The sequence below is a fragment of the Chromobacterium sp. Beijing genome (assembly GCF_021496765.1).
Classification (GTDB): Bacteria; Pseudomonadota; Gammaproteobacteria; order Burkholderiales; family Chromobacteriaceae; genus Chromobacterium.
On record NZ_CP053750.1, the window covers coordinates 2,063,121 to 2,089,673 of the forward strand.

Here is a 26,553-nt window from a genome sequence, read left to right on the forward strand (position 1 = left end):
GCAGAAAACTATGTATCCCTTGCTCGAGACCATTCAAAGCCCCGCCGACCTGCGCAAGCTGTCGCGCCAGCAGCTTGCGCCGCTGGCCACGGAACTGCGCGACTTCCTGGTGGAAAGCGTCAGCAAGACCGGCGGCCACTTCGCCTCCAACCTGGGCAGCATCGAGCTGACCATCGCCCTGCACTATGTGTTCAACACCCCGGACGACCGCCTGGTGTGGGACGTGGGCCATCAAACCTACCCGCACAAGATTCTGACCGGCCGCCGCGAGCGCATGGGCAGCATGCGCCAGAAAGGCGGCCTGGCCGGCTTTCCCAAGCGCGACGAATCGCCGTACGACACCTTCGGCGTCGGCCATTCCTCCACCTCCATCGGCGCGGCGCTGGGCATGGCGGTGGCCGCCAAGACCCAGGGCATTGAGCGCAAGTGCGTGGCCATCATCGGCGACGGCTCCATGACCGCCGGCCAGGCCTTCGAGGCCCTCAACAACGCCGGCGCGATGGACACCGATCTGCTGGTGGTGCTCAACGACAACGAGATGTCGATCTCGCCCAATGTCGGCGCGCTGAACAACTACCTGGCCAAGCTGATGTCCGGCCGCTTCTACGCGGCGATGCGCGAAGGCTCCAGCAAGGTGCTGGGCATCGCCCCCCGCTGAAGGAGATCGCCAGCAAGGTGGAGGAGCACGTCAAGGGCTTCTTCACCCCGGGCACCCTGTTCGAGGAATTCGGTTTCAACTACATCGGCCCGATCGACGGTCACGACGTGGACGTGCTGGTGGACACCCTGAGCAATATCCGCAGCCTCAAGGGCCCGCAGTTCCTGCACATCGTCACCAAGAAAGGCCACGGCTACAAGCTGGCGGAGAGCGACCCGGTCAAATACCACGGCGTCACCAAGTTCGACCCCAGCAACGGCCTGGCCAGCGGCAAGGGCGGCGGCAAGCCGCAATACACCCAGGTGTTCGGCGACTGGATCTGCGACATGGCCAAGCGCGACCCGCGCCTGGTGGGCATCACCCCGGCGATGCGCGAGGGCTCCGGCCTGGTGCGCTTCGAGCAGGAGCATGCGGACCGCTATTACGACGTGGCCATCGCCGAACAGCACGCGGTCACCTTCGCCGCCGGCCTGGCCTGCGACGGCGTCAAGCCGGTGGTGGCGATCTACTCCACCTTCCTGCAACGCGCTTACGACCAGCTGATCCACGACGTGGCGCTGCAGAATCTGCCGGTGCTGTTCGCCATCGACCGCGCCGGCCTGGTGGGCGCGGACGGCCCCACCCACGCGGGCGCCTTCGATCTGTCCTTCCTGCGCTGCATTCCCAATCTGACGGTGATGGCGCCCTCGGACGAGAACGAATGCCGGCAGATGCTGTACACCGGCTTCCAGATGAATAGCCCGGCCGCGGTGCGCTATCCGCGCGGCACCGGCCCCGGCGCCGAGATCCAGGCGGAGATGACGGCGCTGCCGCTGGGCAAGGGCCGGCTGCGCCGCCAGGGCGAAAAAGTGGCCTTCCTCGCCTTCGGCAGCATGGTGACGCCGGCCCTGGCCGCCGCCGAGGCGCTGAACGCCACCGTGGCCGATATGCGCTTCGTCAAGCCGCTGGACGCGGAACTGGTATGCCGGCTGGCGGAGAGCCACGATCTGATCATCACCGTGGAGGAAAACGTGGTGATGGGCGGCGCCGGCTCGGCCTGTTTGGAGGCGATGCAGGCGATGGGCATCCTCAAGCCGGTATTGCAACTGGGCCTGCCGGATGATTACGTGGAGCACGGCGACCCGGCCGGCATGCTGACCGATTGCGGCCTGGACGCCGCCGGCATCGAGCGCAGCGTGCGCCAGCGGCTGGCGATGCTGTAAGTAAAACTTGTCGTTCAACTTCAACGCCCGGCTCCGCCGGGCGTTTTGCTTTGCCCCCTGAGAACCCACGCCAAGCGCCCATGCCGCCCGCCGTCGCTGAAGCGGCGTTCAGCTTTTGTCAGCCGCGCACATTTGCCACCGACATACAATCCATTCAGAGCGCGACACCGCCGCGCCATTCAACCGCAATGGAGTCATTCAATGTCGAACTATTGGGATTATATTGCCGAGTTTAAGAATGATATTGATGAGCTGCTGGAGAAGATCAGACAGCGCACCGATGAACTATCGCGGGCCAATCATCACATTATCGCCGCCGTGGCCGACGAGAAAGAAAATCCGGCCAAGGGCGTGGTGTTTTATGCGCCGGCCAACCAGGGCAATATCCAGAAGAACAATGCCGGCTGGCAGAAACTCTATATCGAGGCCAAGCCCAAAGGCGACGATCAGGCCGCCTACAATACAGAATTATTCGACAAGATCCGCCACAAACTGAACAGCTTGTCGCCAGCCGAGGCTTTCGGCGCCAAGCTCTTGCTGTCGGACAGCAAGGGCGGCAAGGCCACCATCACCCTGTTCTATCCCACCACCCACATCAAACTGCCCGTCATCAAGCCGCCCATCCCGCTGCCTGCCTGGCTATACACCTGCTACTTCGAGCCCTATATCGAAAACGTGGCCGACAAGCTGAATTCCGCCCTGAATCTCAGCGGCCCTAGCTTCTCCCTGCTCGCTTACTCCGACGAGGACGGCTCGGACGCCAAAGGCGTCATTTATAACAAACTGGGACTGAGCAACCCCGAGCTGGCCCATGTCGGCCATGCTTGGGCGCTGAAAACCTATTCCAGCAAAGCCGGTGGCCGCGACCAAGCCACCTACAAGGCCGAGCTGTTCGACAAGATCAAGACCGACCTGAACTCCCTGCCGGAACAGCATCTGTTGTTGGCCCAGCTATTCTTGACCGACCGCTCCGAAGGCAGAGCCCATATCGCCCTGCTCTACCCGCAAGAGATCCGCCCCATCTAGCCCGCCTGAAACCGGCGGCGCTTCGCCGCTCAAACGCAAGCCGCAGTCAAAACGGAAGCCCCCGGGCTTCCGTTTTTTGCGCCGCCGGATCCCGGCTCAGGCCTCCAGCAGATCCAGGATGCGCCGCGCCGTTTCCACCGGCCGTTCCAGCGGAAACAGATGGCTGCCCTGCTGCATCTGCACCTGGATATTGAAGTGCTTGCGCATGAAGCGCAGGTCCGCCGGTTTCAACACGTCGGAGCCAACGCCGGCGATAAAAGCCGCCGGCACTTTCAATTGGCCGCGATAACGCGGAAAATCATGCGGCAGCGAACAATAGATGTCATGTTCGATCCGCGGACGGAATTTAAGCTTGCGTCCGCCCTGGCCGTCGTCCACCGTGCCGTGCTCGGCGTAGTCGGCCAGGCAGTCCGGATCGAAGCGGGCGAACATGGACTTGCGGGCGAAGTAGTCGTGAACCATGGCCACCGACGCCCAGTTGTCGCGCCGCTTCAGGGTGTTGCCGCCAGGGGTGATGCGATCGATGAAGCCCAGCTTCTTGGCCAGCCAGATGCCGCGCGAGCGGAACGGCCCCATCAGCGGCGAATCCAGGATCACGATGCGCTTGAACAGCTCCGGCCGGCGCAAGGCGGCGTAGAACATCAGGAAGCCGCCCAGAGAATGGCCGACGCCGACGATAGGGCCCTGATAGTGGCTTTCGATGTGGGCGATGGTTTCCTCCACCAGGTGCGGCCAGCAGTCGGTGACCGGATAGGCCGGATCGTGGCCGATGGCGTCGAGGAAGCCCACCTGGCAGCGCTCGCCCAGCGCGTCCAGGAATTTGCGGTAAACCGAGGCCGGGAAACTGTTGGCATGAGCAAAGTGAATCGTTTCTCGCATGATGTCTGGTGTTGCGCCCTAGTTTTTATATAAATATTCTATCTTACCGTTTGCCCGTTATTTGAATTTAATGCATATTGTTTTCGCATAGCAAGACGCGGCCGCGACCAAGTCCGCCGCCTTCCGCACCCCGCCCGGCCGCCATGGAACCAATGCCTGCGCGCGCCGGTCATTCAAACGCTAACGACCATAAACCATAGAGTCATCCCGTGCCAATCAACTTATCGCTACTCTCATCCCGGATCGTGGGCTTGCTCGCGGTCACGCTGGCCTGCCTGGGCTTGAGCCTGCCCGCGCACGCCGTCAACCAGGACGACTTGCTGCCGGCCGAACAAGCCTTCGCCGCCAAGGTTGAGCGCGCCGGCGACCAGCTTCAGCTGACGCTGGACGTGGCCCCGGCTACTACCTGTACCGCGACCGCACCCAGATCAGCAGCCAGCCGGCCAATCTGGTGGGCGCGCCGCAGTTCCCCGCCGGCAAGGAAAAGAACGACCAGTACTTCGGCAAGCAGACCGTGTTCATCGGCAAGAACGTGGTGACCGTGCCCCTGCAGCCCAACGCGCCGGCCGAATTCGAACTGCAGGTCAAACTGCAAGGCTGCGCCGACGCCGGCGTGTGCTACCCGCCCTACACCCACAAGCTCAAGGTGGGCGGCACGCCGGCCGCCGGCGGCAAGCTGGGCGAATGGCTGTCGGAGGCCTCCCCGCAGGGAAAGTCCCCGGCCGGCAACAATGAGCTGGCAGCCCAGGGTTGGCTGACCACATTGGGCACCTTTCTGCTGGCGGGCATAGGCATGGCCTTCACCGCCTGCATGTATCCGCTGCTGCCCATCGTTTCCTCATTGATTGCCGGCCAGGGCGCAACGCTGACCCGCCGCCGCGGTTTCCTGTTGTCCTTCACCTATGTGCAAGGCCTGGCGCTGACCTATACCCTGGTCGGCGTGGTCGCCGGCCTCACCGGCGCGCTGCTGACCGTGTGGCTGCAACAGCCGGCGGTGGTGCTGAGCGCCAGCGCGCTGATGGTGGTGTTCGCGCTGTCCATGTTCGATCTGTTCACCATACAACTGCCGTCGGCGCTGCAGTCGCGGCTGGCCGACACCTCCAACCGCATGTCCGGCGGCAAGTTCGCCACCGTGTTCATCATGGGCGCGCTGTCCGCGCTGATCATCGGCCCCTGCGTCGCGCCGCCGCTGGCGCTGGCGCTGGGCTATATCGGCAGCACCGGCGACGCCGCGCTGGGCGGGGCCGCGCTGTACGCGATGGCGCTGGGCCTGGGCCTGCCGCTGATTCTGATCGGCACCTTCGGCGGCCAGGTGCTGCCGCGCGCCGGCGGCTGGATGAAAACCGTCAAGGCCTGCTTCGGCGTGGTGATGCTGGGCCTGGCCATCTGGCTGGCCACGCCCTTCCTGCCGGGCGCGCTGGTGATGCTGCTGTGGGCCTTGCTGCTGATAGGCAGCGCGGTGTCCCTGGGCGCGCTGGAAGCGCTGCCCGGCAACGCCGGCGCGCCGCGGCGGCTGGGCAAGGCCGCCGGCGTGGCGCTGCTGCTGATAGGCGCGGCCCAATTGGCCGGCCTGCTGGCCGGCGCCGACAACCCGCGCTACCCCTTGCGCTGGCTGGGCCAGGGCCAGGCGGAAGCCAAGGCCGCCGCCGTGTTCCAGCCGGTGGCGAACAGCGCTCAGCTGGACGCGCTGCTGGCCAGGGCCAAGACGGAAGGCAAGCCGCTGCTGCTGGACTTCTACGCCGACTGGTGCGTGTCCTGCAAGGAGATGGAGGCGGAAACCTTCCCGGACGCCGCGGTCAGCCGCCAGATGCAGGGCTATGTGCTGGCCAAGGCCGACGTGACCGCCAACAACGCCGAGCACCAGGCGCTGCTCAAGCGCTTCGGCCTGTTCGGCCCGCCGGGCATCATCCTGTTCGACAAGCTGGGCCAGGAGGCGGACCGCGTGATCGGCTTCACCCCGGCGGAAGCCTTCGCCAAAACCTTGGCGGCGGCGAATCCGCAATAGCCGCAAGCGCCAATTGCATTCACGCCCATTGCATTGCAGAATCAGCGGGCCGATCTTCCGATCGGCCCGTTTTCATTTTCCGAGAGCCCCATGGCCATCAATAAAGCGTTCTCCAATGTCAGCATTCTGGCCGTGTTCCAGATCGCCATCATCGCCCTGCTGGTGATGTCTTGCCTGCGCGTGATCCAACCCTTTCTCGGCGCCCTGACCTGGGCCTCCATCATCGCCATTTCCGCCTGGCCGCTGCATTGCCGGCTGCGGCAAAAACTGGGGGAGCGCCACAAGCTGGCCGCCCTGCTCATCGTGTTGGCGCTGGCGCTGGCGCTGGCCATTCCCATCGGCCTGATGGCGCTGACCTTGGCGGACACCCTGCCCCATCTGTCCGGCCTCACCCATGATCTGACCCAGCTGACCCTGCCCAACGCGCCGGCCTGGCTGGCCAATATCCCGGTGGTGGGCGAAAGCCTGCAAAAGCTGTGGGGCAGCGTGCAGGCCGACTTGCCCGGCTTCTTCGAAAAAATCCGCCCGGCGGTGAACCAGGGCGCGCTGTGGCTGTTGTCCGGCGGCGCCAATCTCAGCCTGAGCCTGCTGGAGATCGTGCTGGCCATCATCGTGTCCGGCCTGCTGTTGATCAACGGCGACCGGCTGTGGGACATGGTGGAGCTGATCGTGATCAAGCTGGGCGGCGCGCCGGCCGGCGAACTGCCGGACGTGATCGCCCGCACCATACGCAGCGTCACCACCGGGGTGGTGGGCACCGCGCTGGCGCAGACCATTCTGTGCGTGATCGGCCTCTTGATCGCCGGCGTGCCCGGCGCGCTGGTGCTGGGCTTCCTTTGCTTCATCGTCGCGGTGGCGCAGATGCCGACGCTGATCGTCTGGCTGCCGGCCGCCGCCTGGGTGTTTTACATCGGCAACACCGGCCTGGGCATCTTTCTGCTGGTCTGGGGCTTTTTGCTGATCAACACCATAGACAACATCCTGAAGCCCTTGCTGATCAGCCAGGGCGCGCAGATGCCGCTGTCGCTGATCTTCCTGGGCGTGATCGGCGGCCTGATCGCCTGGGGGGTGATAGGCCTGTTCATCGGCCCCACCCTGCTGGCGGTGGCCCTGACCATGCTGCGCCACTGGCTGCGCCCGGAATGTCCGGATCCCAAGGCCGGCGAGGCCGAAGCGCGCGGCGAGCGGCAGACCGCGGATTAAGAGATCGATACCGGACGGAGACTTGTTCATGACTTTCGCCACCCTGCTCGCCTTCGCCTTCATCATGTCCGTCGGCATTCTCACCCCGGGGCCGACGGTGTTGCTCGCGCTGAGCAACGGTTCCCGCTTCGGCCTGCGCTACGCGCTGTACGGCATGCTGGGCGCGGTCTTGGCAGACTTGCTGCTGGTGCTGTTGGTGGGTCTGGGTTTCGGCGCGCTGCTGGCGGCGTCCGAAACGCTATTTCAGATCGTCAAATGGCTGGGCGTGGCCTTTCTCGCCTATGTCGGCCTGCAGATGCTACGCGCCAAAGGCGGGCCGGCCTTGATCCGAGACGCCGCGCGCCAGCCTTCGCGCTGGGCCGCCGTCGCCAAAAGCTTTTCCGTCGCCATGGGCAACCCCAAGTATTATTTCTTCATGTCCGCGCTATTGCCTCAGTTCGTCTCGCCGGCCGAAGCCCAGTTGCCCCAGTACCTGGCCTTGGCCGCCGTGATCGTGGCGATAGACGTGCTGGCGATGAGCGGCTACGCGCTGCTGGGCGCGAAGTCTCTGCAACTGTGGCGGGAAAACGGCGTGAAGTGGCTGAACCGCATCAGCGGCGGCGCCTTGCTGGCTTTGGCGGGGTCGATCGCGCTGTACCGCAGGAGCGCTTGAGCGCCCAATGCCATAAACAAGGGCCCCTACGGGCCCTTTTTGTTGGCGCTCAAAACGCCGGACACTCCACTTCCCAATCGTCCTCGCACAGATGCAGATGGCAGGCCAGCCGCCAAGGCCGCGCCTCGGTCCAGCATTCGCTGGCGGCCTGAGCGGCGTCTATGACGCCGGCGCGCAGCAGCACATTGCGTTCCTTGCGGCTGGGCCGCTGCTCCGCCTCCGGCGTCGCCAGCCTCACCTTGCAGGTGCCGCAAGTGCCCTGGCCGCAACGCCAGTGCAGGGGCACGTCCGCCAGCCGCGCCAGGTCCAGCAGATTGTCTCCGGGCATGGCCTGCTGCTCGCCGAGCAGCGCGCCGGTTTCATCGACGAAGCGGACGACGGGCACGGCTTACTGCACCAGCGGCAGATAGGCCAGCATGTCGCCGCGCGCCACCGCCTGGCCCGGCTCCAGCCGCACCAGGCCGTCGGCCCAGGCGCAGGACATCAGCACGCCGGAGCCTTGCTGCGGGTACAGTTCCAGCTGCCAGAGGCCGTCGACGCACACGCGCCGCACGCGGATGAATTCGCTGCGGCGCGCGTCCGGCCGAGTCCAGTCGAAGGCCGCCGGATACGGGCCTTCCGGCGCCAGTGCCGAGACCGGCAGGCCGGCACGCCGTTCCAGGAAGGCGCGCGCCAGCACCTGGAAGGTGACGAAGCCGGACACCGGATTGCCCGGCAGGCCGATGAAGTCCGCCTGCCCCACCTTGCCGTAAGCCAGCGGCTTGCCCGGCTTGATCGCCAGCTTCCACAGGTCCAGCGAGCCCTCGGCCTCCACCGCGGCCTTGACGTGGTCTTCCTCGCCCACCGACACCCCGCCGCAGGTCATGATCACGTCGGCGGCGTCGGCGGCGTCGCGCAGCGCCTCTCGGGTGGCGCCCAGGGAATCGCGGACGATGCCCAGATCGATCACCTCGCAGCCCAGGCGCATCAACGCCGGCGCCAGCCAGTAGCGGTTGGAGTTGTAGATCTGGCCGGCGGCCAGCGGCCGGCCCGGCTCCACCAGTTCGTCGCCGGTGAAGAACACCGCCACCCGCAGCGGGCGGCGCACCGTCAGCGTTTCCACGCCGATGGACGCGGCCAGGCCGATGTCGGCCGGGTTCAGCACTTTGCCGGCCGGCAGGATTTCCTGGCCGGCGCGGATGTCCTCGCCGCGACGGCGGATGTTCTGGCCGACGCTGGCCGGCTGGCTGAAGCTCACCGTGCCGTCGGCGGCGGTTTCCGCCTGTTCCTGCATGATGACGGCGTCGGCGCCGGGCGGAATGGGCGCGCCAGTGAAGATGCGCGCCACGCTGCCGGCAATCAATGCCTGCGGCACGCTGCCGGCCGGCACCCGCTGCGACACCGGCATCGCCGCCGCTTGTTCGTCGGCGCGCAAGGCGTAGCCGTCCATCGCGCTATTGTCATGCGGCGGCACGTCCAGCGTGGCCAGCACAGGCTTGGCCAGCACGCGGCCGGCGGCGGCCAGCAATTCGACTTGTTCGGTGGCGCTCAGCGGCTGGGCGCGCTCCAGCAGCCAGTCACGGGCTTGTTCAAAGCTCAGCATGGGGCAGATCCAATCGTGAAATCAGGAAGGCGGCGACGGCGTCGACGTCGTCGCGGTGAAACCAGGGGAGGTCCAGCGTTTGCGGCAGATCGCCGACCACGGCCAACACCTGTCCATCGTGCGGATGCAGCGCCGGCGCGGCCAGCGCGCTGTTGACCACTTCTATCTTGGGAATGGCTTCGTGTTTGAAGCCTTCGGCCAGCGCCAGGTCGCAAGGGCCCAGCATGGCCAGGTGGGCCGCCAGCGGCAGATCGTTGCTGTCCGCCAACTCCTCCACCAGCATGCGGCGGCGGGCCGAGGCCAGCAGCACTTGCGCGGCGCCGGCCTGGCGATGCCGCCAGCTGTCCTTGCCCGGCGTGTCCCAGTCCACGTCGTGGTGGGTGTGTTTGACCACGGCGACGCGCAGGCCGCGGGCGGTCAGACGGGGAATCAGTTTTTCCAGCAAGGTGGTCTTGCCGCTGCCGGAATAGCCGGCGAAACCCAATACATGCATAGCGCCGACGCCCCCATAAAGATTCAGGCGGCCATGATAGCATGGCCGCCTGCGGGCTTGACTCCTACCAAAGAGCTAGCCGCCTAGAGCATGTTTACGATCCTGCGAGCTAGAGCGAGACAAGGCGAAAACAGCTGAGAAAGCGGAGCGTACATACAGTACGTGAGCATTTCGAAGTTGTTTTCAACGCCGTATCGCCGAAGCGCAGCAGATCGTAAACGGGCTCTTAGGCCGCGTGAGCGAGCTTACCGGCCTGCTCCGGCGTTTCAAAACGTTTCCAGTCCACGATCATCACCTGGGTCAGGCCGCAGTCCACCGCCAGCTGCGCCTCGATTTCCTCCAGCACCTGATGGCAATGGATCACGCCGTTGATCACCACTTCGGCCCGGCGCATCACGCTGTCGTCCGGCGTGACAAACCATATGCAGTAATGGCCCATATTCGCTCCCCCAGGTGGTTTCATCGCGACGGCCGACGCATTGTCCCGCCGTCAACTACAAATATCGTCCCAGTTGCCGCCAAACTTCAAGTTTTCTGTCAAAGGCCAGGGTATGCGCCGGGCTGGAAGAAGGCAAGGCCAGGATGTCCAGCCCCAGACCGTCCAGCTGTGCGGCCGCGCGCGCGGCGGTGGCGCCGTTGAAGGCGACCGCGCGCAGCCGCGGCAGGCTTTGCGCCAGTTCGCGCAGATCGTTGGCCTGCTGATCGCGGATGTCGGCGTCCAGGCTGCCGCGCCGCCGCGCGCTGGCGATCACGTCCCACAAGGCCACGCCGGCCTGTTGCAGCGCGTCCAGGCGTTCGGCGTAGGCCAGCTCGACCAGCGGCCGGCCGGTGATCGCCTGCAGCAGCGGCCAGAATTGATTGCGGGGATGAGCGTAGTACTGGCCGGCCTGCAAGGAGGCGTCGCCGGGCAAGGAGCCCAGCACCAAGACGCGGGCGTCCGGCCGCGCCACCGGCGGGAAACAGGATTTGGCGGCCGCGCCGCTCAAAACAGCTGTCCCTGCTGACGCAGCAGCCAGGCCTTGACCGGGCCGAAGCTCTTGCGATGCGCCGGCAAGGCGCCGTGCTGCTCCAGCGCGGCCAGGTGTTCGGCGGTGGGGTAGCCTTTGTGGCGGGCGAAGCCGTATTGCGGATGCAGAGCGTCCAGCGCCACCAGTTCGGCGTCGCGCGCGGTCTTGGCCAGGATGGAGGCGGCGGAGATGGCCGCCACCTTGGCGTCGCCCTTGACGATGGCTTCTCCCGGCACCGGCAGGCCCTTGGGCACGCGGTTGCCGTCGATCAGCGCGCGCGTCGCCTGCGGCTGCAGGCCTTGCACCGCCCGCGTCATCGCCAGCATGGTGGCGTGCAGGATGTTGAGCGTGTCGATTTCCTCGACGCTGGCGCTGGCGATGCACCAGGCCAGCGCGTCGCGCTTGATCAGCGGCGCCAGTTCATCGCGGCGGGCCTCGCTCAGCACTTTGGAATCGGCCAGGCCGGCGATGGGCTTGGTCGGGTCCAGAATCACCGCGGCGGCGAACACCGCGCCGGCCAGCGGACCGCGGCCGGCTTCGTCGACGCCGGCGATCCGCTCCAGATCCAGCCCGCTCATTGCCGCCCCGCCACTTGCAACACCGCGTCCGCGGCCAGCGCGGCGGTGTCCTGGCGCAGCGACTGATGCAGCTCGGTGAAGGTCTGCACCATCTCGCGGCGCGCGTCCTGATCTTCGTACAGCCTTTGCATCTCCGCCGCCAGCTTGGCCGGCGTGGCCTGTTTCTGCAGCAGTTCCGGCACCACGAAGCGGCCGCACAGGATATTGGGCAGGCCGACGTAGGGCAGACGGATCTTGCGTTTGACCAGGCGGTAAGTCAGCGGGGACAGCTTGTAGCTGATCACCATCGGCTTCTTGGTCAACGCCACTTCCAGCGTGGCGGTGCCGCTGGTGACCAGCACCGCGTCGCTGGCGATCATCGCCATCTGCGCGTGGCCGAACAGCTTGCGCAAAGGCAGATCCCAGCCCTTGCAGCGGCTCAACATGCGGTCGAACAGCTCCATGGTGGGGCGGGTGGCCAGCGGCACCAGGAACTGGGCGTCCGGATAGCTTTTCAGCAACAGCTTGGCGGTTTCGATGTACAGCGGCGCCATGTGCTCCAGTTCGCCGATGCGGCTGCCCGGCATCAGGGTGAACACCGGCGCGCGCTGCGGCAGCCCCAGCTGCTCGCGCATCGCGCCCTGGTCCGGGCGCAGCGGAATCTCGCTGGCCAGCGGATGGCCGACATAGGTGACCGGCACCCCGGCCTGACGGTATAAGGGCGGCTCCATCGGGAACAGGCACAGCATATGGCTGACGCTGCGGCCTATCTTCTGCACCCGCTCCGGCCGCCAGGCCCAGACCGAGGGGCTGACGTAGTGAACGGTGGGAATGCCGGCGCGCTTGAGCGCGGCCTCCAGGTCCAGATTGAAGTCCGGCGCGTCGATGCCGATGAAAACGTCCGGCTTTTCCGCGATCAGGCGGTCGCGCAGGGTGCGGCGGATGCGCAGCAGTTCCGGCAGGCGCTTGAGCACCTCGGCGTAACCCATCACCGCCAGCCGGCTTTGCGGCGCGTGGCTGACAAAGCCTCTGGCCTCCATCCGCGGGCCGCCGATGCCGGCGAACTCGATGTCGGGATAGCGCGCCAGCAGCGCGTCCATCAGGTGGGCGGCAAGAAGGTCGCCAGAGGCTTCCCCAGCCACCATGGCGACCTTCAGTGCCCGCTTGCTTTTAAACAAAGTGTCGGGCATGGATCTCAGCGAATGATGCCTCTGGCGGACTGGCCAAAGAAGCGGGTGAACGGAGCCAGTTCATCGTGGCCGGCGGCGGCTTCCGCCAGGATGGCGGCCTTGGCGTCCTCAAACGACAGGCCCTGACGGTACAGCGTCTTGTAGGCGCCCCGCACGCGGCGGATCTGCTCGGCGCTGAAGCCGCGGCGCTTCATGCCTTCGGCGTTGATGCCGGAGGGCACCGCGCGGTTGCCGTGGGCGGTGACGAAAGGCGGCACGTCCTGGGCCACGGCGCTGGCGAAGGCGGTCATCGCGTGCTCGCCGATGATGGCGAACTGGTGCACGCTGGTGAAGCCGCCCAGAATCACCCAGTCGCCCAGCTGCACATGGCCGGCCAGCGTGGCGTTGTTGGCCAGGATCACGTTATTGCCCACCTGGCAGTCATGTGCGACGTGCACATAGGCCATCACCCAGTTGTCGTTGCCGACGCGGGTCACGCCCGCGTCCTGGGCGGTGCCGGTGTTGAAGGTGCAGAATTCGCGAATGGTGTTGTTGTCGCCGATTTCCAGACGGGTCGGCTCGCCGGCGTACTTCTTGTCCTGCGGCTGGGCGCCCAGCGAACAGAACTGGAAGATGCGGTTGTTCTTGCCGATGGCGGTGTGGCCCTCGATCACCACGTGAGGGCCCACCCAGCTGCCGCTGCCGATGCTGACGTTGGGGCCGATGATGGTGTAAGGGCCGATTTCCACGTCGTCGGCGATCTGAGCCTTGGGGTCGACGATGGCGGTTGGATGGATGGCCATGATCACACCTCGCGCTTGGCGCACATGATTTCGGCTTCGCAAGCCAGTTGGCCGTCCACCAGCGCGCGGGCGGAATACTTGCCGATGCCGCGCTTGCTGGTGATCAGTTCCACTTCGAAGGTCAGCTGGTCGCCCGGCACCACTTGGCGCTTGAAGCGGGCGTTGTCGATGCCGACGAAGAAATACAGCTCGTTCTCGGCGCGCTCGCCCTGGCTGCGGATGGCCAGGATGCCGGCGGCCTGGGCCATCGCCTCGATGATCAGCACGCCCGGCATCACCGGGTATTGCTCGAAGTGGCCGACGAAGAACGGCTCGTTGATGGTGACGTTCTTCAGCGCCTTGATGCGCTTGTTTTCCTCGAACTCGGTGACACGGTCCACCAGCAGGAAAGGATAGCGATGCGGCAGATAGCGCATGATCTCGCGGACATCGATGGTGACGGCGTGTTCAGACATTGGGGGATTCCTCCTGATTCTTCATTTCTTTGAGCTCGCGCTCGAGCTGCTTGAGCCGCTTGGCCATATCGTCCAGATGACGGACGTGCACAGCGTTGGCCAGCCACTCTTTCATAGGTTGCAAGGGGTAAGACGAGGCGTAAGTGCCCGGCGTCTTGATCGACTTCGACACCAGGGTGCCGCCGCCGATATGAGTTTTGTCCGTAATCTCGATGTGGCCGACGAACATCGCCGCGCCGCCCACGGTGCAATAAGCGCCGATCTTGGCGCTGCCGGCGATGCCGACGCAGCCGGCGATGGCGGAATGCTCGCCGATCTGCACGTTATGGGCGATCTGCACCAGATTATCCACCTTGGCGCCCTTGCGGATCACGGTGTCCGCCATCGCGCCGCGGTCCACCGTGGTGTTGGCGCCGATTTCCACGTCGTCCTCAATGATGACGCGGCCGGTTTGCGGAATTTTGAACCAGTGATCCTTATCCCAGGCCAGACCGAAGCCGTCGGCGCCGATCACGCTGCCGGAGTGCACGCCCACGCGGTGGCCCAGCACGCAGCCGTGATAAAGCGTGACGTTGGGATAGAGCACCACATCGTCGCCCAGCACGCAGTCGTCGCCCACCACCACGCCCGGCATCAACCGGCAGCGCTCGCCGATGACCGCGTTGCGGCCGATGCTGACGTGCTCGCGCACCTCCGCGCTGGCCGCCACCCGCGCGCCCTCGCCCAGCACCGCGCTGGGATGCACGCCGGCGCGGGCCAGCGGCTGCGGATGGAATAGCGCGGCCAGCCGCGCGAAGTAGAGATAAGGGTCCGCGGCGACGATCCAGGAGCGCTGCTTCCAGACCTCGGTCTGCGCCAGCTCTTCCGCCATCTTGGGCGCGACGATCACCGCGCTGGCGGCGCTGTCGTCCAGCTGCTTGCGATACTTGGGATTGGCCAGAAAGGCGATGTCGCCGGCCGCGGCCGCTTCCAGCGGCGCCAGGCGGCCCACCGTCAGGTCCGGGCCGGCCAGTTCGCCGCCCAGCTGCCCGGTAATGAATGAGAGGGTATAAGCCATCAAAAACGAAAGCCGACCTGGGGTCGGCTTGCTCCCGTAATGTGAGTTGGCGCGCGGCCATGGCCGCGCGCATTCGGAACGGCCCTTGCGCCGCCCCGCCCTGCCTTCAGCGGTCCAGTTCTTTCAGAACCTTGGGCGTCAGGTCGTACTTGGGGTTCACATACACCACGTCTTGCAGGATCAGGTCGTACTGCTCGCGCTCGGCCAGCTGCTTGAGCGCGCGATTGGCCCGCTCCTGCACCGAAGCGAACTCCTCGTTGCGGCGCTGGTTGAAGTCCTCGGACAGCTCGCGACCCTTGGCCCGGTAATCCCGGTCCAAGGCCGCGTATTCACGCTCGTAGCGCTTGCGGTCGTCGGAGTTCAAGCTGCTCTTGGCCAGTTGGGACTCCAGCTCCTTGGCGCGCGCCTCCATCTTCTTCAGCTCGTTGCGCCGCTCGGAGAACTCCTTGTCCAGACGTTTCTGGATGGCGATCGCCGGCGCCGCTTCGCGATAGATGCGCTCGGTATTGACATAGCCCATTTTGAGATCGGCCGCCTGGGCCGACATGGCGGCCATGGATAAGAGCACGGCCGCCCATTGCAATGCTTTCATATAACAACCCCGTCAATTTTAGAACACGGTACCCAGCTGGAATTGGAAGCGCTGGACTTTGTCGTTGTCCTTCTTCTTCAGCGGATTGGCGATACTGAATTTCATCGGTCCGATCGGAGACAGCCAGGTCAACGCCACGCCTGCGGAGTAGCGCATGCCGTCGCCGGCGGAACTGCCGGCCACCGACGGATCCCACAAGGTGCCGGCGTCGAAGAACAGGCTGGTGCGCACCGACTTATTGTCCTTCATTCCCGGGAAGGGGAACAGCACTTCAGCGTTGGCCACCGCCTTGCGGGTACCGCCCAGGTAGTCGCCATTGGTGTCGCGCGGGCCGATACTGCTGGTGTCGTAACCGCGCACCGAGCCCAGACCGCCCATGTAGAAGTTCTGGAAGAACGGCAGACGCGAAGTCTTGCCGTAGCCGTCGGCATAGCCCAGCTCGCCGTTCAGCATCAGCGTGAAGGTCTTGGTCAGCGGGAAGAACCAGGTCTGCTGATGGGTCAGGCGGTAGTACTGCAGATCGCCGCCCGGCAGGCCGGCGTCCGCGCCCACCTTGATCACCGCGCCGCGCGTCGGCCACAGCGCGCTGTCGCGGGTGTCGCGGCCCCAGCTGATGGTGCCCAGCAGCGTGTTGTTGCTGGCGCCGTACTGGTTGACGAAGTCCTTGTAACGCTGCGGACTGTTGTCGTAGGTGCTGATCTTGGTGTTTTCCGCGCCGATGCTGAAGTTGATGCGGTCGTACTCGGTCACCGGCACCCCGAAGCGCACCGCGCCGCCGATGGTGCTGGTCTTGTACGCAGAAATATTGGTGGCGTCCGGGTTGTAGACGCGGTTGTACAGGTCGTAGCCCAGGCTGACGCCGTCCGGCGTGAAGTACGGATCGGTGAAGGACAGCGACAGGTTCTTGTTCACCTTGCCGGTGGACAGGCCCAGCGACATATACTTGCCGGAGCCGAAGATATTGCTCTGCGACAGGTTGGCGGACAATTGCACGCCCTCCCCCTGCACGAAGCCGATGCCGGCGGACACGCTGCCCGTGGAGCGTTCCTTCAGGCTGATGTTCATGTCCACCTGGTCGGCGGCGTCCGGCACCGCAGGGGTTTCGATGTTGACGTCCTCGAAATAACCCAGCAGCTCCACGCGCTCCTTGCTGCGCTTGATCTTGTCGGCGCCGTAAGGCGCGCCTTCCAGCTGGCGCAGTTCGCGGCGGATCACTTCATCGCGGGTCTTGGTGTTGCCGGCGATGTTGACGCGGCGCACATAGGTCTTGCGGCCCGGATCCACGAAGAAGGTGAAGGCCACGGTCTGTTTGTCGTGGTCGATGTCGGGCAGCACGTTGACGTTGGCGAAGGCGTAGCCGGCCTGGCCCAGGCGGTCGCTCAGCGACTTGACCGACTCGGTGATTCTTTCATTGTTGAAAGTGTCCCCGGCCTTGGCCTGGATCAGCTTGCGCAGATCGGCTTCCGGCACTTTGAGGTCGCCGGCCAGCTTGATGTCGGAGATGGTGAATTTCTTGCCTTCGTGAATATTCACCGTCAGGAACATATCCTGCTTGTCGGCGCTGATCGACACCTGGGTGGAGTCGATGTTGAATTCCAGATAGCCCTGGTTCTGATAGAAGGCCTTGAGCTTTTCCAGATCGCCGGTCAGTTTCTGCTTGGAGTACTGGTCGTCCTTGGTCACCCAGGACAGCCAGCCGCCGGTGGTCAGGCTGAACTGGTCCACCAGGTCGGACTGCTTGAAGGCGCTGGCGCCGACAATGCGGATTTCCTTGATGCGCGCGGTCACGCCCTCGTTGATGTCCAGCGTCACCGCCACGCGGTTGCGTTCCAGCTTGGTCACCGACGGGGTCACTTCCACCGAGTACTTGCCGCGGCTGTAATACTGGCGCTTGAGTTCCTGCACCGCGCCGTCCAGCAGCGCCTGATCGAAGATCAGCGATTCGGCGAAGCCGTTGTCCTTCAAGGCCTTTTTCAGCTGGTCCTTGCTGAACTCCTTGGCGCCGTTGATGTTGAGCTGGCTGACCACCGGGCGCTCGGCCACGGCCACGATCACCACGCTGTCGCGCGATTCGATGCGCACATCGTTGAAGAAGCCGGTGGCGAACAGGGCCTTGATCGCCTCGTTGGCCTTCTGGTCATTGAAGGTGTCGCCCACCTTGACCGGCAGATAGTTGAATACGGTGCCGGGCTCGGTGCGCTGCAAGCCTTCAACGCGAATGTCTTTGATGACAAAAGGATCAGCAGCCCAGGCCATGGAGGCCGAAGTCAGGCCCAGTACGGCTGCTGCAAGCAATTTCAATTTCATAGATCGGTTTTAACCCCCAAATAGGCGGCTGAAATCATTCAGCAAAGCGAACGCCATCAAAGACGCCAGCAAGATGAAGCCAATTTTTTGTCCGAACAATTGCGCCCGCTCACTGACGGGGCGGCCTCTGATCAACTCCGCGACATAATACATTAAGTGCCCGCCATCCAGAACTGGAATCGGCAGCAGATTCAGCACGCCTATGCTGATGCTGATCAGCGCCAGGAACTCCAGATAAGGCGTCAGGCCCTCGCGCGCGGTCTGGCCGGCGACGTTGGCGATGGTCAGCGGGCCGGACAGATTATCCAGCGAGGCCTGGCCCATCAGCATGCGTCCCATGAACTTGACGCTCATCCAGCTGGTGTCCCAGGTCTTGGCCAAGGCGGCCAAACCCGCCTGCGCCGCGGAATAGTGTTCGGTGTACAGCAACTGACGACCCCAGCCGGCGTCCGGCTGCGGCGCGGCGCCGATGCGCCCCACCACTTCGCCGTCCTGCTGGTGCGCCTGCGGCCGCACTTTGATGTTCAGCGTCTCCCCGCCGCGCTGGACTTTCACGTCCAGATCGCGCCCCGGGCTGTTGCGCACCTGCGCCACCCAGCCTTCCCAGCTGTTCAGCGCCTGGCCGTTGAGCGCCAGCAGCTTGTCGCCCGGCTTGAGGCCGGCGCTTTGCGCGGCGCCGCCCTCCTCCAGCGCGCCTATCACCGGCAGGAAACGCCCCGGCGTCAGGCCGGTGTTGCCCTGTTGCATCGCGGTCACCGCCTTGTCGCCGAAGCGGGCGGGGTCGATGCGGCGATCGGCCTTGGCGCCGGCCGCGGTTTCCACTTGCACCACGGTGGCGTCCGGCGACATCGCCGCCTCCACCAGGGCGAGACGGATCTGCTGCCAGTTGGCCACCGGCTGGCCGGCCACGCTCAGGATGCGGTCGCCGGGCGCGAAGCCGGCCGCCGCGGCCGGCGTCTGCGCCACCACGGTGCCGACCAGAGGCTTGACCTGGGTCACGCCCTGGCCCATCACCACCCAGTACAGCAGCACCGCCAGCAAGAGATTGGCCAGCGGGCCCGCGGCGACGATGGCGATGCGCTTCAACACATGCTGATTATTGAAGGCCTGCGGGCGCAGTTCTTCCGTCACCGGGCCTTCGCGCTCGTCCAGCATGCGCACATAGCCGCCCAGCGGGATCGGACAGATCACCCACTCGGTACCCTTGCGCCAGTAAGTCCACAGCGGCTTGCCGAAGCCGATGGAAAACCGCAGCACCTTGACGCCGCACCAGCGGGCCACCCAGTAGTGGCCCAGTTCGTGAAAGGTCACCAGCACGCCGATGGCCACCAGGAAGGCGAGCAGGGTCAGCATGCGGCCACCCGCTGCAGCGCGAAGGCGCGCGCTTCCTCATCCTTGGCCAGCAAGGCCTCGACCGAGCCGCTGCCGGCCAGATTGACGCCGTCCAGCGCGGCGGACACCACGGCGGGGATGTCGACGAAACGCAGCCGCCCATGCAGGAAGGCGTCCACCGCCACCTCGTTGGCCGCGTTCAGCACCGCCGGCGCGTCGCCGCCCAGGCGCAGCACGTCGAAAGCCAGCTTCAGACAGGGGAAGCGCTCCAGGTCCGGCGCTTCGAAAGTGAGGTTGGACAGCGAGAAAAAGTCCAGCGAACCCACGCCCGCCTCGATGCGCTCCGGCCAGGCCAGCGCGCAGGCGATGGGCGTGCGCATGTCCGGCGAACCCAGCTGGGCCATCACCGAACCATCGCGATACTGCACCATGGAATGAATCACGCTTTGCGGATGCACCACCACGTCGATGCGCTCCGGCGGCGCGGAGAACAGCCAGTGCGCCTCGATCACCTCCAGGCCCTTGTTCATCAGCGAGGCGGAATCGACGGAAATCTTGCGCCCCATCACCCAATTGGGGTGGCGGCAGGCGTCGTCCGGGGTCACGCGCAGCAAGTCTTCGGCCGAAGACTGACGGAAGGGGCCGCCGGAAGCGGTGAGAATGATTTTGCGGATGCCGGCGGCGTCCAGATTGCCGGCGTAGTCGTGGGGCAGCGATTGAAAGATGGCGCTGTGCTCGCTGTCCACCGGCAGCAGGGTCGCGCCGTGGCGGCGCGCCGCGTCCATGAACAGACGGCCGGCCACCACCAGGGATTCCTTATTGGCCAGCAAGATGCGCTTGCCGGCGCGCGCCGCCGCCATGGCGGACGGCAGACCGGCGGCGCCGACGATGGCGGCCATCACCACCTCGGCCTCCGGCAAGGCCGCCACCTGGACCAGCGCGGCCGGGCCGTGCAGCACCTCGGCGTTCACCCCCGCCTCGGCCAGCCGGCCGCGCAGAGCGTCGGCGGACGCGGCGTCGCCGGTCACCACGTAGGCAGGCCGGAATTGCAAAGCCTGTTGGAACAGGCGATCCACCTGGCGGTTGCCGGTCAGCGCCACCACCCGGTAACGCTCGGGGTGGCGCGCCACCACGTCCAGCGTATTGACGCCCACGCTGCCGGTGGCGCCGAGAACGACAATCCCTTGCGGTTTCGTCATTTGAGTTTCCTGCGGTTACATGCCGCCCAGAACGCGCAGCGCGTTGCTGACGGCGAGGACGGCGATAAGACTGTCGATGCGGTCGTACACGCCGCCGTGGCCGGGCAGCAAGCGGCTGCTGTCCTTGATGCCCGACGCGCGCTTGAACCAGGATTCCAGCAGATCGCCCATCACGCTGACCGCGGTCAGCGGCAAGGCCAGCAACAGCAGCGCCCACACCGGCAAGCCGGTGTCTATCCAGCCCAGATGGTCCACCAGCGCCACGTACAGCGCCACGCAGATCACGCCGCCGTAGACGCCCTCCCAGCTCTTGCCCGGGCTGATGGACGGCGCCAGCTTGCGCCGGCCGAAAGCCTTGCCGGAAAAGTAGGCGGCGATGTCCGCCACCCACACCAGGCCCATCACCGCCAGCAGGGCGAAGGCGTCCGCCGCGCCAGGCTGCGGCCGCCACTCCAGGAAGGCGAACCAGGCCGGCAGCATCAGCAGCCAGCCCAGCAGCCAGGCCAACGGGCCCGGGGGGATGCGCCAGCGCTTGGCCAGCCAGCACGGCACCAGCAGCAGCCAGAAACCCAGCGTCAGAACGTGCTCAAGCGGGCCCAACCGGTAATGGCCGAACCAGGCGGCCGCGGCCAGGCCGCTGCTCGCCGCCAGATACAGCCATTTGCCGGCGCCGGTCATGCCGGCCATCCGGCTGAACTCCCACATGGCCAAAACGACGATCAGCCAGGAGAAGCCCGCCCAGGCCTCGGCCGGGAACAGAAACAGCGCCGCCAACATCAGGGGCAGCAAGACCAGAGCCGTCAGAACGCGTGTCAGCAGCATGGCTTAACGCCCGTCCCGACGCAGATGCTCGGGCAGTTGCTCGCTGGTGCGTCCGAAGCGGCGCTCGCGGCATTGGTATGAATCAATGGCGGTTTCCAGCGCCGCGCGGTCGAAGTCCGGCCACAGCGTCTCGGTGAAGTAGAGCTCGGAATAAGCCAGCTGCCACAGCAGGAAGTTGCTGATGCGCTGTTCGCCGCCGGTGCGGATGAACAAATCCGGCTCCGGCGCCCACGGCATCGACAGGCGCTGGCTCAGCGCCTCCTCCTCGATATGGGTGGCGCCCTCGGCAATCAGGCCGTTGACCGCGTTGAGGATGTCCCAGCGGCCGCCGTAGTCGGCGGCGATGTTCAAGGCCAGACCGTCGTTGCCGGCGGTCTTTTCCTCGGCGCGCAGGATGCGTTCCTGCAAGTCCGCGCTGAAACGCTCGCGCGAACCCAATACCCGCAAGCGGATATTATTGCTGTGCAGCTTGCTGACCTCGTGCTCGAGCGCGCGGATGAACAGGTCCATCAGAAAGGACACTTCCTCCTGCGGACGCCGCCAGTTCTCGGTGGAGAAGGCGAACAGGGTCAGGCATTCGACGCCCAGTTCCTTGCAGGCTCCGACGATCTCGCGCACGGTGTCCAGGCCCCGCTTGTGGCCGGCCACCCGCGGCAGAAAACGCTTTTTGGCCCAGCGGCCGTTGCCATCCATGATGATGGCGATATGCCGAGGCACGGAACGCACCTCCGGCACATCCTTGGTAGAGCTTGCAAACAAGGTACGGCGCTCCTTAGACGGCCATCAGGTCGGCTTCCTTGGCGGCCAGGGCCTTGTCGATTTCGACGGTGTACTTGTCGGTCAGCTTCTGGATCTCATCCTGGCCGCGACGCTCGTCGTCCTCGGTAATGGCCTTGTCTTTAAGCAGGTTCTTGAATTCGTTGTTGGCGTCGCGGCGGATATTGCGCACGGCCACGCGCGCGCCCTCGGCCTCGCCGCGCACCACCTTGATGAGATCCTTGCGGCGCTCTTCGGTCAGCATCGGCATCGGCACGCGGATGATCTCGCCCATGGAGGCCGGGTTCAGACCCAGGTCGGAGTCGCGGATCGCTTTTTCGATCTTGGCCAGCATCGGCTTTTCCCAGGGTTGCACGCCGATAGTGCGCGCGTCCACCAGGGTGACGTTGGCCACCTGGCTGATGGGCACGTCGCTGCCATAGTAATCCACCATGACATGATCAAGAATGCCGGTATGGGCGCGACCGGTGCGCACCTTGCTCAGGTCGGTCTTGAACGCGTCCAGCGACTTCTGCATTTTCTGCTCGGCCGATTTCTTGATGTCGTTAATCATGTCCACTCCAAATCGAAACTTAAAAAGACAAGGCGAAAACGGCCATTGCCGCTTTCGCCTTCAGCAATTTTCAAACTCAGCAGTGTACCAGCGTGCCTTCGTCTTCGCCAAGCACGACCCGGGTCAGCGCGCCGCTCTTGAAGATGCTGAACACCTTGATGTTCAGGTTCTGGTCGCGGCACAGCGCGAAGGCGGTGGCGTCCATCACTTTCAGGTTGCGCGAGATCGCCTCGTCGAAGGTCAGGGTCTGGTAACGTATCGCGTCCGGGTTCTTTTTCGGATCGTCGGTGTACACGCCGTCCACCTTGGTGGCTTTCAGCATGATGTCCACGTTCATTTCCATGCCGCGCAGCGCCGCGGCGGTGTCCGTGGTGAAGAAGGGGTTGCCGGTGCCGGCGGCGAAGATCACCACCTTGCCCTCTTCCAGGTATTGCATCGCCTTGCCGCGCACATAGGGCTCGGCGATCTGCTGCATGGTCAGCGCCGACTGCACGCGCGCGATCAACCCAGCCTTGGTCATCGCGTCCTTCAACGCCAGCGCGTTCATCACCGTGGCCATCATGCCCATGTAGTCCGCGGTGGCGCGATCCATGCCCGCGGCCGCCGGCGCGACGCCGCGGAAGATGTTGCCGCCGCCGATCACCACGCCCACTTCCACGCCAAGCTCCACGACTTCCTTGATCTGACCGACGATCTGCTCGATCGTGGCACGGTTGATGCCATAGCTGTCATCGCCCATCAGGGCCTCGCCTGAAAGTTTCAGCAGGATGCGTTTATAGGCAGGAACTTGGCTCATGGTAACCTCGGTTTGGCTGGATATTCGGTTTTCAGTTTGCAAAACGGCACCCTGCAGGCAGGGTGCCGTCAATACGTCTCGCGACTGGGCGCTTACAGCTTGGCGGCTGCAGCCACTTCAGCGGCGTAGTCTACTACTTTCTTCTCAATGCCTTCGCCCACTACGAACATGGCGAACGCCTTGACCGAGGCTTTCTTCTCGGCCAACAGTTTTTCCACGGTCTGGTCCGGGTTCTTGACGAAGGGCTGGCCCATCAGGGTCACTTCGGCCAGGAACTTGTTGACGCGGCCTTCAACCATCTTGGCGACGATGTCGGCCGGCTTGCCGGATTCGGCGGCCTGAGCGGTGTAGATCTTGCGCTCTTGTTCCAGGATGTCGGCGGAAACCTGATCCTTGGACACGCAGATCGGCTTGGAAGCGGCGATGTGCATGGCCACGTCCTTGCCCACTTGCTCTTCGCCGGCGAAGTCGACGATCACGCCGATCTTGGCGCCGTGCAGGTAGGTGGCGATCGCGCCTTCGGTCTGGTAGCGAACGAAACGACGGATGGTCATGTTCTCGCCCAGCTTGGCGATGGCGGCCTTGCGGATGTCTTCAACGGACTGGCCGTCGATTTCCACGGCGGACAGCGCTTCCACGTCGGCCGGGTTGGCTACAACCACAGCCTTGGCGGCGGCGGCGGCCAGGGCCAGGAAGGTCGGGTCCTTGGCAACGAAGTCGGTTTCACAGTTGACTTCCACCAGGGCGCCAACGCCACCTTCAACGAAGGAACCGATGATGCCTTCGGCAGCCACGCGGCCGGCCATTTTGGAAGCCTTGTTGCCGGACTTGATGCGCAGAATTTCTTCAGCCTTGGCGGCGTCGCCTTCGGCTTCCACCAGGGCTTTTTTGCATTCCATCATGCCGAGGCCGGTGGCCGCGCGCAGATCCGAAACCATTTTTGCGGTAATGTCCGCCATACTTCGTACTCCTGAATGATTTTGATTACGTGGGTCTAAAAAAAGGGGCTTACGCCCCTTTTCGTCTGCTTACTCGGCTTGAGCCGATTCAGCAGCCACGATCTCGTGCAGAGACTGGGCGCGGCCTTCCAGCACCGCGTCGGCCATGCCGCGAGCGTACAGGCGGATGGCGCGGCTGGAGTCGTCGTTGCCCGGGATCACGTAATCGATGCCGTCCGGGGTGTTGTTGGTGTCAACAACGCCGATAACCGGGATACCCAGTTTCTTGGCTTCGACGATGGTGCCCTTCTGGTAACCCGTGTCGATAACGAAGATGGCGTCCGGCAGGCCCTTCATATCCTTGATGCCGCCCAGCGAACGCTCCAGCTTGTCGACTTCGCGTTGCAGGTCCAGCAGTTCTTTCTTGTTGTAACCGGTATCGCCAGCGGATTCCAGAATGGCGCGCTTCTCTTCAAGACGCTTGATCGACTGCTTCACGGTCTTGTAGTTGGTCAGCATGCCGCCCAGCCAGCGGTGGTCAACAAACGGCATGCCGCAACGGGCAGCTTCTTCACGTACGATCTCACGAGCCTGACGCTTGGTGCCCACGAACATGATGGAACCTTTGTTGGCGGCCAGACGACGCACATAGTCCTGGGCTTCTACGAACAGCGGCAGAGTCTTTTCCAGGTTGATGATGTGAATCTTGTTGCGGCTGCCGAAGATGTACTTGGCCATCTTCGGGTTCCAGAAGCGGGTTTGGTGGCCGAAGTGAACGCCGGCCTCAAGCATTTGACGCATGGTAACGTTGGTGGACATGCAAAAACTCCTTAAAGGGTTAAGCCTCCATCCGCGCAGACAACCTCGAAACGAGGCACCCTTTGGCGCGGATGTGCGTAATAGATGATTTTCCCCCGCCAGGATGGCAAGGGACGCGGGATTCTAACACCGGACGGCGGAGCGCTCAAGCCTCCTCGCGCGCCTCGCGGGCTTTTTCCCGCTGACGGCGCAGCTTGCGCCGCGTCATCCGCGCCACAAAGAAGGTGGGCAGCACGCCCAGAAAGAACACGGTGGACAGCGAAGCCAGCACGCTGTGCTGCGCCACCGCCAGCATCAGCACCACATAGAGCCAGCCCAGCAACACGATCAGCAACATATTTAAACAATCGTTTGAATTTTCCGGAAAAGCCGTCAACAATAACAGCGCCTCAATCCAGCCCCCACCGGCCATCGACAGACCGCCATTGTAAAGCGAGCCCCGCCCCATGCAAACCGCCATCACCCGCCTGCTCGGCATCCAGCGTCCGCTACTCTGCCCCGGCATGAGTTATATCGCCACCCCGGAACTGGTGGCCGCCGTCGGCAACGCCGGCGGCCTGGGCATACTCGCCACCGGCCCGCTGACGCCGGAGCTGACGCGACAAGCCATCCGCCGGGTGCGCGAGTTGAGCGACCGTCCCTTCGGCGTCGGCTGCACGTTGATGATGCCCGGCGCCAAGGAAAACGCCATGGTCGCGCTGGAAGAGCGCGTGCCGGTAATCAATTTTTCCCTGGGCAAAGGCGACTGGCTGATTGAGCGCGCCCACGCCTACGGCGGCAAAGTCATCGCCACCGTGGTGACGGAAAAGCACGCGCGTTCGGCGCAGGCGTCCGGAGCCGACGCCCTGCTGGTCACCGGCCACGAGGCCGCCGCCCACGGCGGCGCCGTCACCTCGCTGACGCTAATTCCAGCCATCCGCAAGGCCAGCGAACTGCCCCTCATCGCCGCCGGCGGCTTTGCCGACGGCCAGGGCCTGATCGCCGCGCTGGCACTGGGTGCCGACGCCGTGGCCATGGGCACGCGGCTGGCGATGAGCCAGGAGAGCCCGGTGCACCAGCGCACCAAGGAGATGATCCGTCAGCGCGGCGTGGCCGACACCTTGTATTCCAAGAATTTCGACGGCCTGTGGTGCCGGGTGATGGACACCCCGGCCGCCCGCCAGGCCACACGCAAACCGCTCAGCCTGCTCGCCGCCGCCTGGCGCGCCAGCGCCGCCGCGCGCAAGCTGGGCATGCCCATCGCCAAAGTGGTGCTGGGCGGCCTGCTGAGCCAGCCGCAAGCGCTGCGTCAGCTGGCTCAATTCGGCGCCGCCACCGAGTCCATCCGCCTGGCGATAGAGGACGGCGACCTCGACAAGGGCGTACAGCTGATCGGCCAGGCCCAGGGCCTGATCGACGACGCGCCCAGCGTGGCCGAGCTGTTCGAACGCATACTGGCCGAGGCGGACGCCTGCCGGCGACGGCTGAACACCTTAAGCGACTAAGAGCTTACTCAAAGTCCGCTGCGCTTCGGCGATACGGCGTTGAAACCGAACTCAGTGCTCATGTACCACGTGTACATTCCGCTTTTTCGCTCGTTTTCGCCTTGTCTCGCTCTTGCTCGCGAGACTTTGAACAGGCTCTAAGAACCCGCTCAATGCCCGCCGCGCCTCATGAAGCACCGCACGGCG

General features: G+C 64.8%; 27 protein-coding genes and 1 pseudogene. 6 read left to right on the forward strand and 22 right to left on the reverse strand.

Features of this window, described 5'->3' with window-relative positions; all coding sequences use genetic code 11:
* Nucleotides 1-10 precede the first annotated feature (10 nt).
* Together dxs and HQN78_RS09565 are read left to right on the forward strand one after the other, a co-directional pair.
* Nucleotides 11-1,860, forward strand: a pseudogene (gene dxs / locus HQN78_RS09560) (1-deoxy-D-xylulose-5-phosphate synthase).
* A 201-nt stretch (nucleotides 1,861-2,061) separates the two neighbouring features.
* The gene (locus HQN78_RS09565; RefSeq protein ID WP_235089198.1) at nucleotides 2,062-2,886 is read left to right on the forward strand and encodes a hypothetical protein; all 825 of its coding nucleotides are present in this window, start codon (nucleotides 2,062-2,064) and stop codon (nucleotides 2,884-2,886) included.
* Between the two features lie 96 nt (nucleotides 2,887-2,982).
* On the opposite strand, the gene HQN78_RS09570 is transcribed toward HQN78_RS09565, so the two are convergent.
* Nucleotides 2,983-3,765 (reverse strand): alpha/beta fold hydrolase, encoded by a 783-nt coding sequence (locus HQN78_RS09570; protein WP_107799099.1) that lies wholly within the window; start codon nucleotides 3,763-3,765, stop codon nucleotides 2,983-2,985.
* 451 nt (nucleotides 3,766-4,216) lie between these two features.
* Between HQN78_RS09570 and dsbD the strand changes: the two genes are divergently transcribed.
* The 3 genes from dsbD to HQN78_RS09585 all read left to right on the forward strand — a co-directional run bounded on the left by dsbD (nucleotide 4,217) and on the right by HQN78_RS09585 (nucleotide 7,625).
* Entirely contained in the window at nucleotides 4,217-5,770 is a 1,554-nt protein-coding gene (gene dsbD / locus HQN78_RS09575; protein WP_235089199.1) for a protein-disulfide reductase DsbD, read from the forward strand.
* Nucleotides 5,771-5,860: 90 nt separating this feature from the next.
* A complete protein-coding gene (locus tag HQN78_RS09580; protein ID WP_235089204.1) occupies nucleotides 5,861-6,973 on the forward strand; it encodes an AI-2E family transporter in 1,113 nt (370 codons plus the stop codon).
* A gap of 28 nt (nucleotides 6,974-7,001) precedes the next feature.
* The gene (locus HQN78_RS09585) at nucleotides 7,002-7,625 is read left to right on the forward strand and encodes a LysE family translocator (RefSeq protein ID WP_107799102.1); all 624 of its coding nucleotides are present in this window, start codon (nucleotides 7,002-7,004) and stop codon (nucleotides 7,623-7,625) included.
* A gap of 49 nt (nucleotides 7,626-7,674) precedes the next feature.
* On the opposite strand, the gene HQN78_RS09590 is transcribed toward HQN78_RS09585, so the two are convergent.
* From HQN78_RS09590 to HQN78_RS09690, 21 genes are all read right to left on the reverse strand, one after another.
* On the reverse strand, nucleotides 7,675-8,010 hold the full coding sequence (locus tag HQN78_RS09590) for a 2Fe-2S iron-sulfur cluster-binding protein (RefSeq protein ID WP_235089205.1): 336 nt from the start codon (nucleotides 8,008-8,010) through the stop codon (nucleotides 7,675-7,677).
* 3 nt (nucleotides 8,011-8,013) lie between these two features.
* Nucleotides 8,014-9,207 (reverse strand): gephyrin-like molybdotransferase Glp, encoded by a 1,194-nt coding sequence (glp, locus tag HQN78_RS09595; RefSeq protein ID WP_235089206.1) that lies wholly within the window; start codon nucleotides 9,205-9,207, stop codon nucleotides 8,014-8,016.
* Nucleotides 9,194-9,700, reverse strand: a complete 507-nt coding sequence (gene mobB, locus HQN78_RS09600; RefSeq protein ID WP_235089207.1) for a molybdopterin-guanine dinucleotide biosynthesis protein B — start codon at nucleotides 9,698-9,700, stop codon at nucleotides 9,194-9,196. The genes glp and mobB overlap by 14 nt, the downstream gene beginning before the upstream one ends.
* A gap of 226 nt (nucleotides 9,701-9,926) precedes the next feature.
* Nucleotides 9,927-10,139, reverse strand: coding sequence for a hypothetical protein (locus HQN78_RS09605; RefSeq protein WP_048411263.1), 213 nt, complete (start codon nucleotides 10,137-10,139; stop codon nucleotides 9,927-9,929).
* Between the two features lie 55 nt (nucleotides 10,140-10,194).
* The gene (locus HQN78_RS09610; protein WP_235089209.1) at nucleotides 10,195-10,686 is read right to left on the reverse strand and encodes a DNA-deoxyinosine glycosylase; all 492 of its coding nucleotides are present in this window, start codon (nucleotides 10,684-10,686) and stop codon (nucleotides 10,195-10,197) included.
* The gene (gene rnhB / locus HQN78_RS09615; RefSeq protein ID WP_235089211.1) at nucleotides 10,683-11,285 is read right to left on the reverse strand and encodes a ribonuclease HII; all 603 of its coding nucleotides are present in this window, start codon (nucleotides 11,283-11,285) and stop codon (nucleotides 10,683-10,685) included. The genes HQN78_RS09610 and rnhB overlap by 4 nt, the downstream gene beginning before the upstream one ends.
* Nucleotides 11,282-12,454, reverse strand: coding sequence for a lipid-A-disaccharide synthase (gene lpxB, locus HQN78_RS09620; protein WP_107799108.1), 1,173 nt, complete (start codon nucleotides 12,452-12,454; stop codon nucleotides 11,282-11,284). Before lpxB ends, rnhB begins: the two co-directional genes overlap by 4 nt.
* A gap of 5 nt (nucleotides 12,455-12,459) precedes the next feature.
* On the reverse strand, nucleotides 12,460-13,236 hold the full coding sequence (gene lpxA, locus HQN78_RS09625; RefSeq protein WP_235089212.1) for an acyl-ACP--UDP-N-acetylglucosamine O-acyltransferase: 777 nt from the start codon (nucleotides 13,234-13,236) through the stop codon (nucleotides 12,460-12,462).
* Nucleotides 13,237-13,238: 2 nt separating this feature from the next.
* Nucleotides 13,239-13,691 (reverse strand): 3-hydroxyacyl-ACP dehydratase FabZ, encoded by a 453-nt coding sequence (fabZ, locus tag HQN78_RS09630; RefSeq protein WP_019100286.1) that lies wholly within the window; start codon nucleotides 13,689-13,691, stop codon nucleotides 13,239-13,241.
* Entirely contained in the window at nucleotides 13,684-14,748 is a 1,065-nt protein-coding gene (gene lpxD / locus HQN78_RS09635; protein ID WP_107799109.1) for a UDP-3-O-(3-hydroxymyristoyl)glucosamine N-acyltransferase, read from the reverse strand. The genes fabZ and lpxD overlap by 8 nt, the downstream gene beginning before the upstream one ends.
* A gap of 106 nt (nucleotides 14,749-14,854) precedes the next feature.
* Entirely contained in the window at nucleotides 14,855-15,340 is a 486-nt protein-coding gene (locus HQN78_RS09640; RefSeq protein WP_107799110.1) for an OmpH family outer membrane protein, read from the reverse strand.
* Between the two features lie 18 nt (nucleotides 15,341-15,358).
* Complete coding sequence (gene bamA, locus HQN78_RS09645; protein WP_107799111.1) at nucleotides 15,359-17,647, reverse strand: outer membrane protein assembly factor BamA; 2,289 nt, start codon at nucleotides 17,645-17,647, stop codon at nucleotides 15,359-15,361.
* Between the two features lie 9 nt (nucleotides 17,648-17,656).
* Entirely contained in the window at nucleotides 17,657-19,000 is a 1,344-nt protein-coding gene (gene rseP, locus HQN78_RS09650; protein ID WP_235089214.1) for an RIP metalloprotease RseP, read from the reverse strand.
* Nucleotides 18,994-20,178, reverse strand: coding sequence for a 1-deoxy-D-xylulose-5-phosphate reductoisomerase (gene ispC, locus HQN78_RS09655; protein WP_235089217.1), 1,185 nt, complete (start codon nucleotides 20,176-20,178; stop codon nucleotides 18,994-18,996). The genes rseP and ispC overlap by 7 nt, the downstream gene beginning before the upstream one ends.
* A 15-nt stretch (nucleotides 20,179-20,193) precedes the next feature.
* On the reverse strand, nucleotides 20,194-21,000 hold the full coding sequence (locus HQN78_RS09660; protein WP_107799114.1) for a phosphatidate cytidylyltransferase: 807 nt from the start codon (nucleotides 20,998-21,000) through the stop codon (nucleotides 20,194-20,196).
* A 3-nt stretch (nucleotides 21,001-21,003) separates the two neighbouring features.
* Nucleotides 21,004-21,693 (reverse strand): polyprenyl diphosphate synthase, encoded by a 690-nt coding sequence (gene uppS / locus HQN78_RS09665; RefSeq protein WP_233246784.1) that lies wholly within the window; start codon nucleotides 21,691-21,693, stop codon nucleotides 21,004-21,006.
* A gap of 79 nt (nucleotides 21,694-21,772) precedes the next feature.
* Nucleotides 21,773-22,330 carry a ribosome recycling factor gene (gene frr, locus HQN78_RS09670; RefSeq protein WP_107799116.1) on the reverse strand — a complete coding sequence of 186 codons (558 nt, stop codon included), beginning with the start codon at nucleotides 22,328-22,330 and terminating at the stop codon, nucleotides 21,773-21,775.
* 76 nt (nucleotides 22,331-22,406) lie between these two features.
* Nucleotides 22,407-23,126: a UMP kinase gene (gene pyrH, locus HQN78_RS09675; RefSeq protein WP_048412252.1), complete on the reverse strand. Its 720-nt coding sequence runs from the start codon at nucleotides 23,124-23,126 to the stop codon at nucleotides 22,407-22,409.
* A 92-nt stretch (nucleotides 23,127-23,218) separates the two neighbouring features.
* Nucleotides 23,219-24,085 carry a translation elongation factor Ts gene (gene tsf, locus HQN78_RS09680; protein WP_107799117.1) on the reverse strand — a complete coding sequence of 289 codons (867 nt, stop codon included), beginning with the start codon at nucleotides 24,083-24,085 and terminating at the stop codon, nucleotides 23,219-23,221.
* 69 nt (nucleotides 24,086-24,154) lie between these two features.
* A complete protein-coding gene (gene rpsB / locus HQN78_RS09685) occupies nucleotides 24,155-24,883 on the reverse strand; it encodes a 30S ribosomal protein S2 (RefSeq protein WP_107799118.1) in 729 nt (242 codons plus the stop codon).
* Nucleotides 24,884-25,028: 145 nt separating this feature from the next.
* A complete protein-coding gene (locus HQN78_RS09690; protein WP_107799119.1) occupies nucleotides 25,029-25,220 on the reverse strand; it encodes a hypothetical protein in 192 nt (63 codons plus the stop codon).
* A 109-nt stretch (nucleotides 25,221-25,329) separates the two neighbouring features.
* On the opposite strand from HQN78_RS09690, the gene HQN78_RS09695 reads away from it, so the two are divergent.
* The gene (locus HQN78_RS09695) at nucleotides 25,330-26,367 is read left to right on the forward strand and encodes a nitronate monooxygenase family protein (protein ID WP_235089218.1); all 1,038 of its coding nucleotides are present in this window, start codon (nucleotides 25,330-25,332) and stop codon (nucleotides 26,365-26,367) included.
* Nucleotides 26,368-26,553 lie beyond the last annotated feature (186 nt).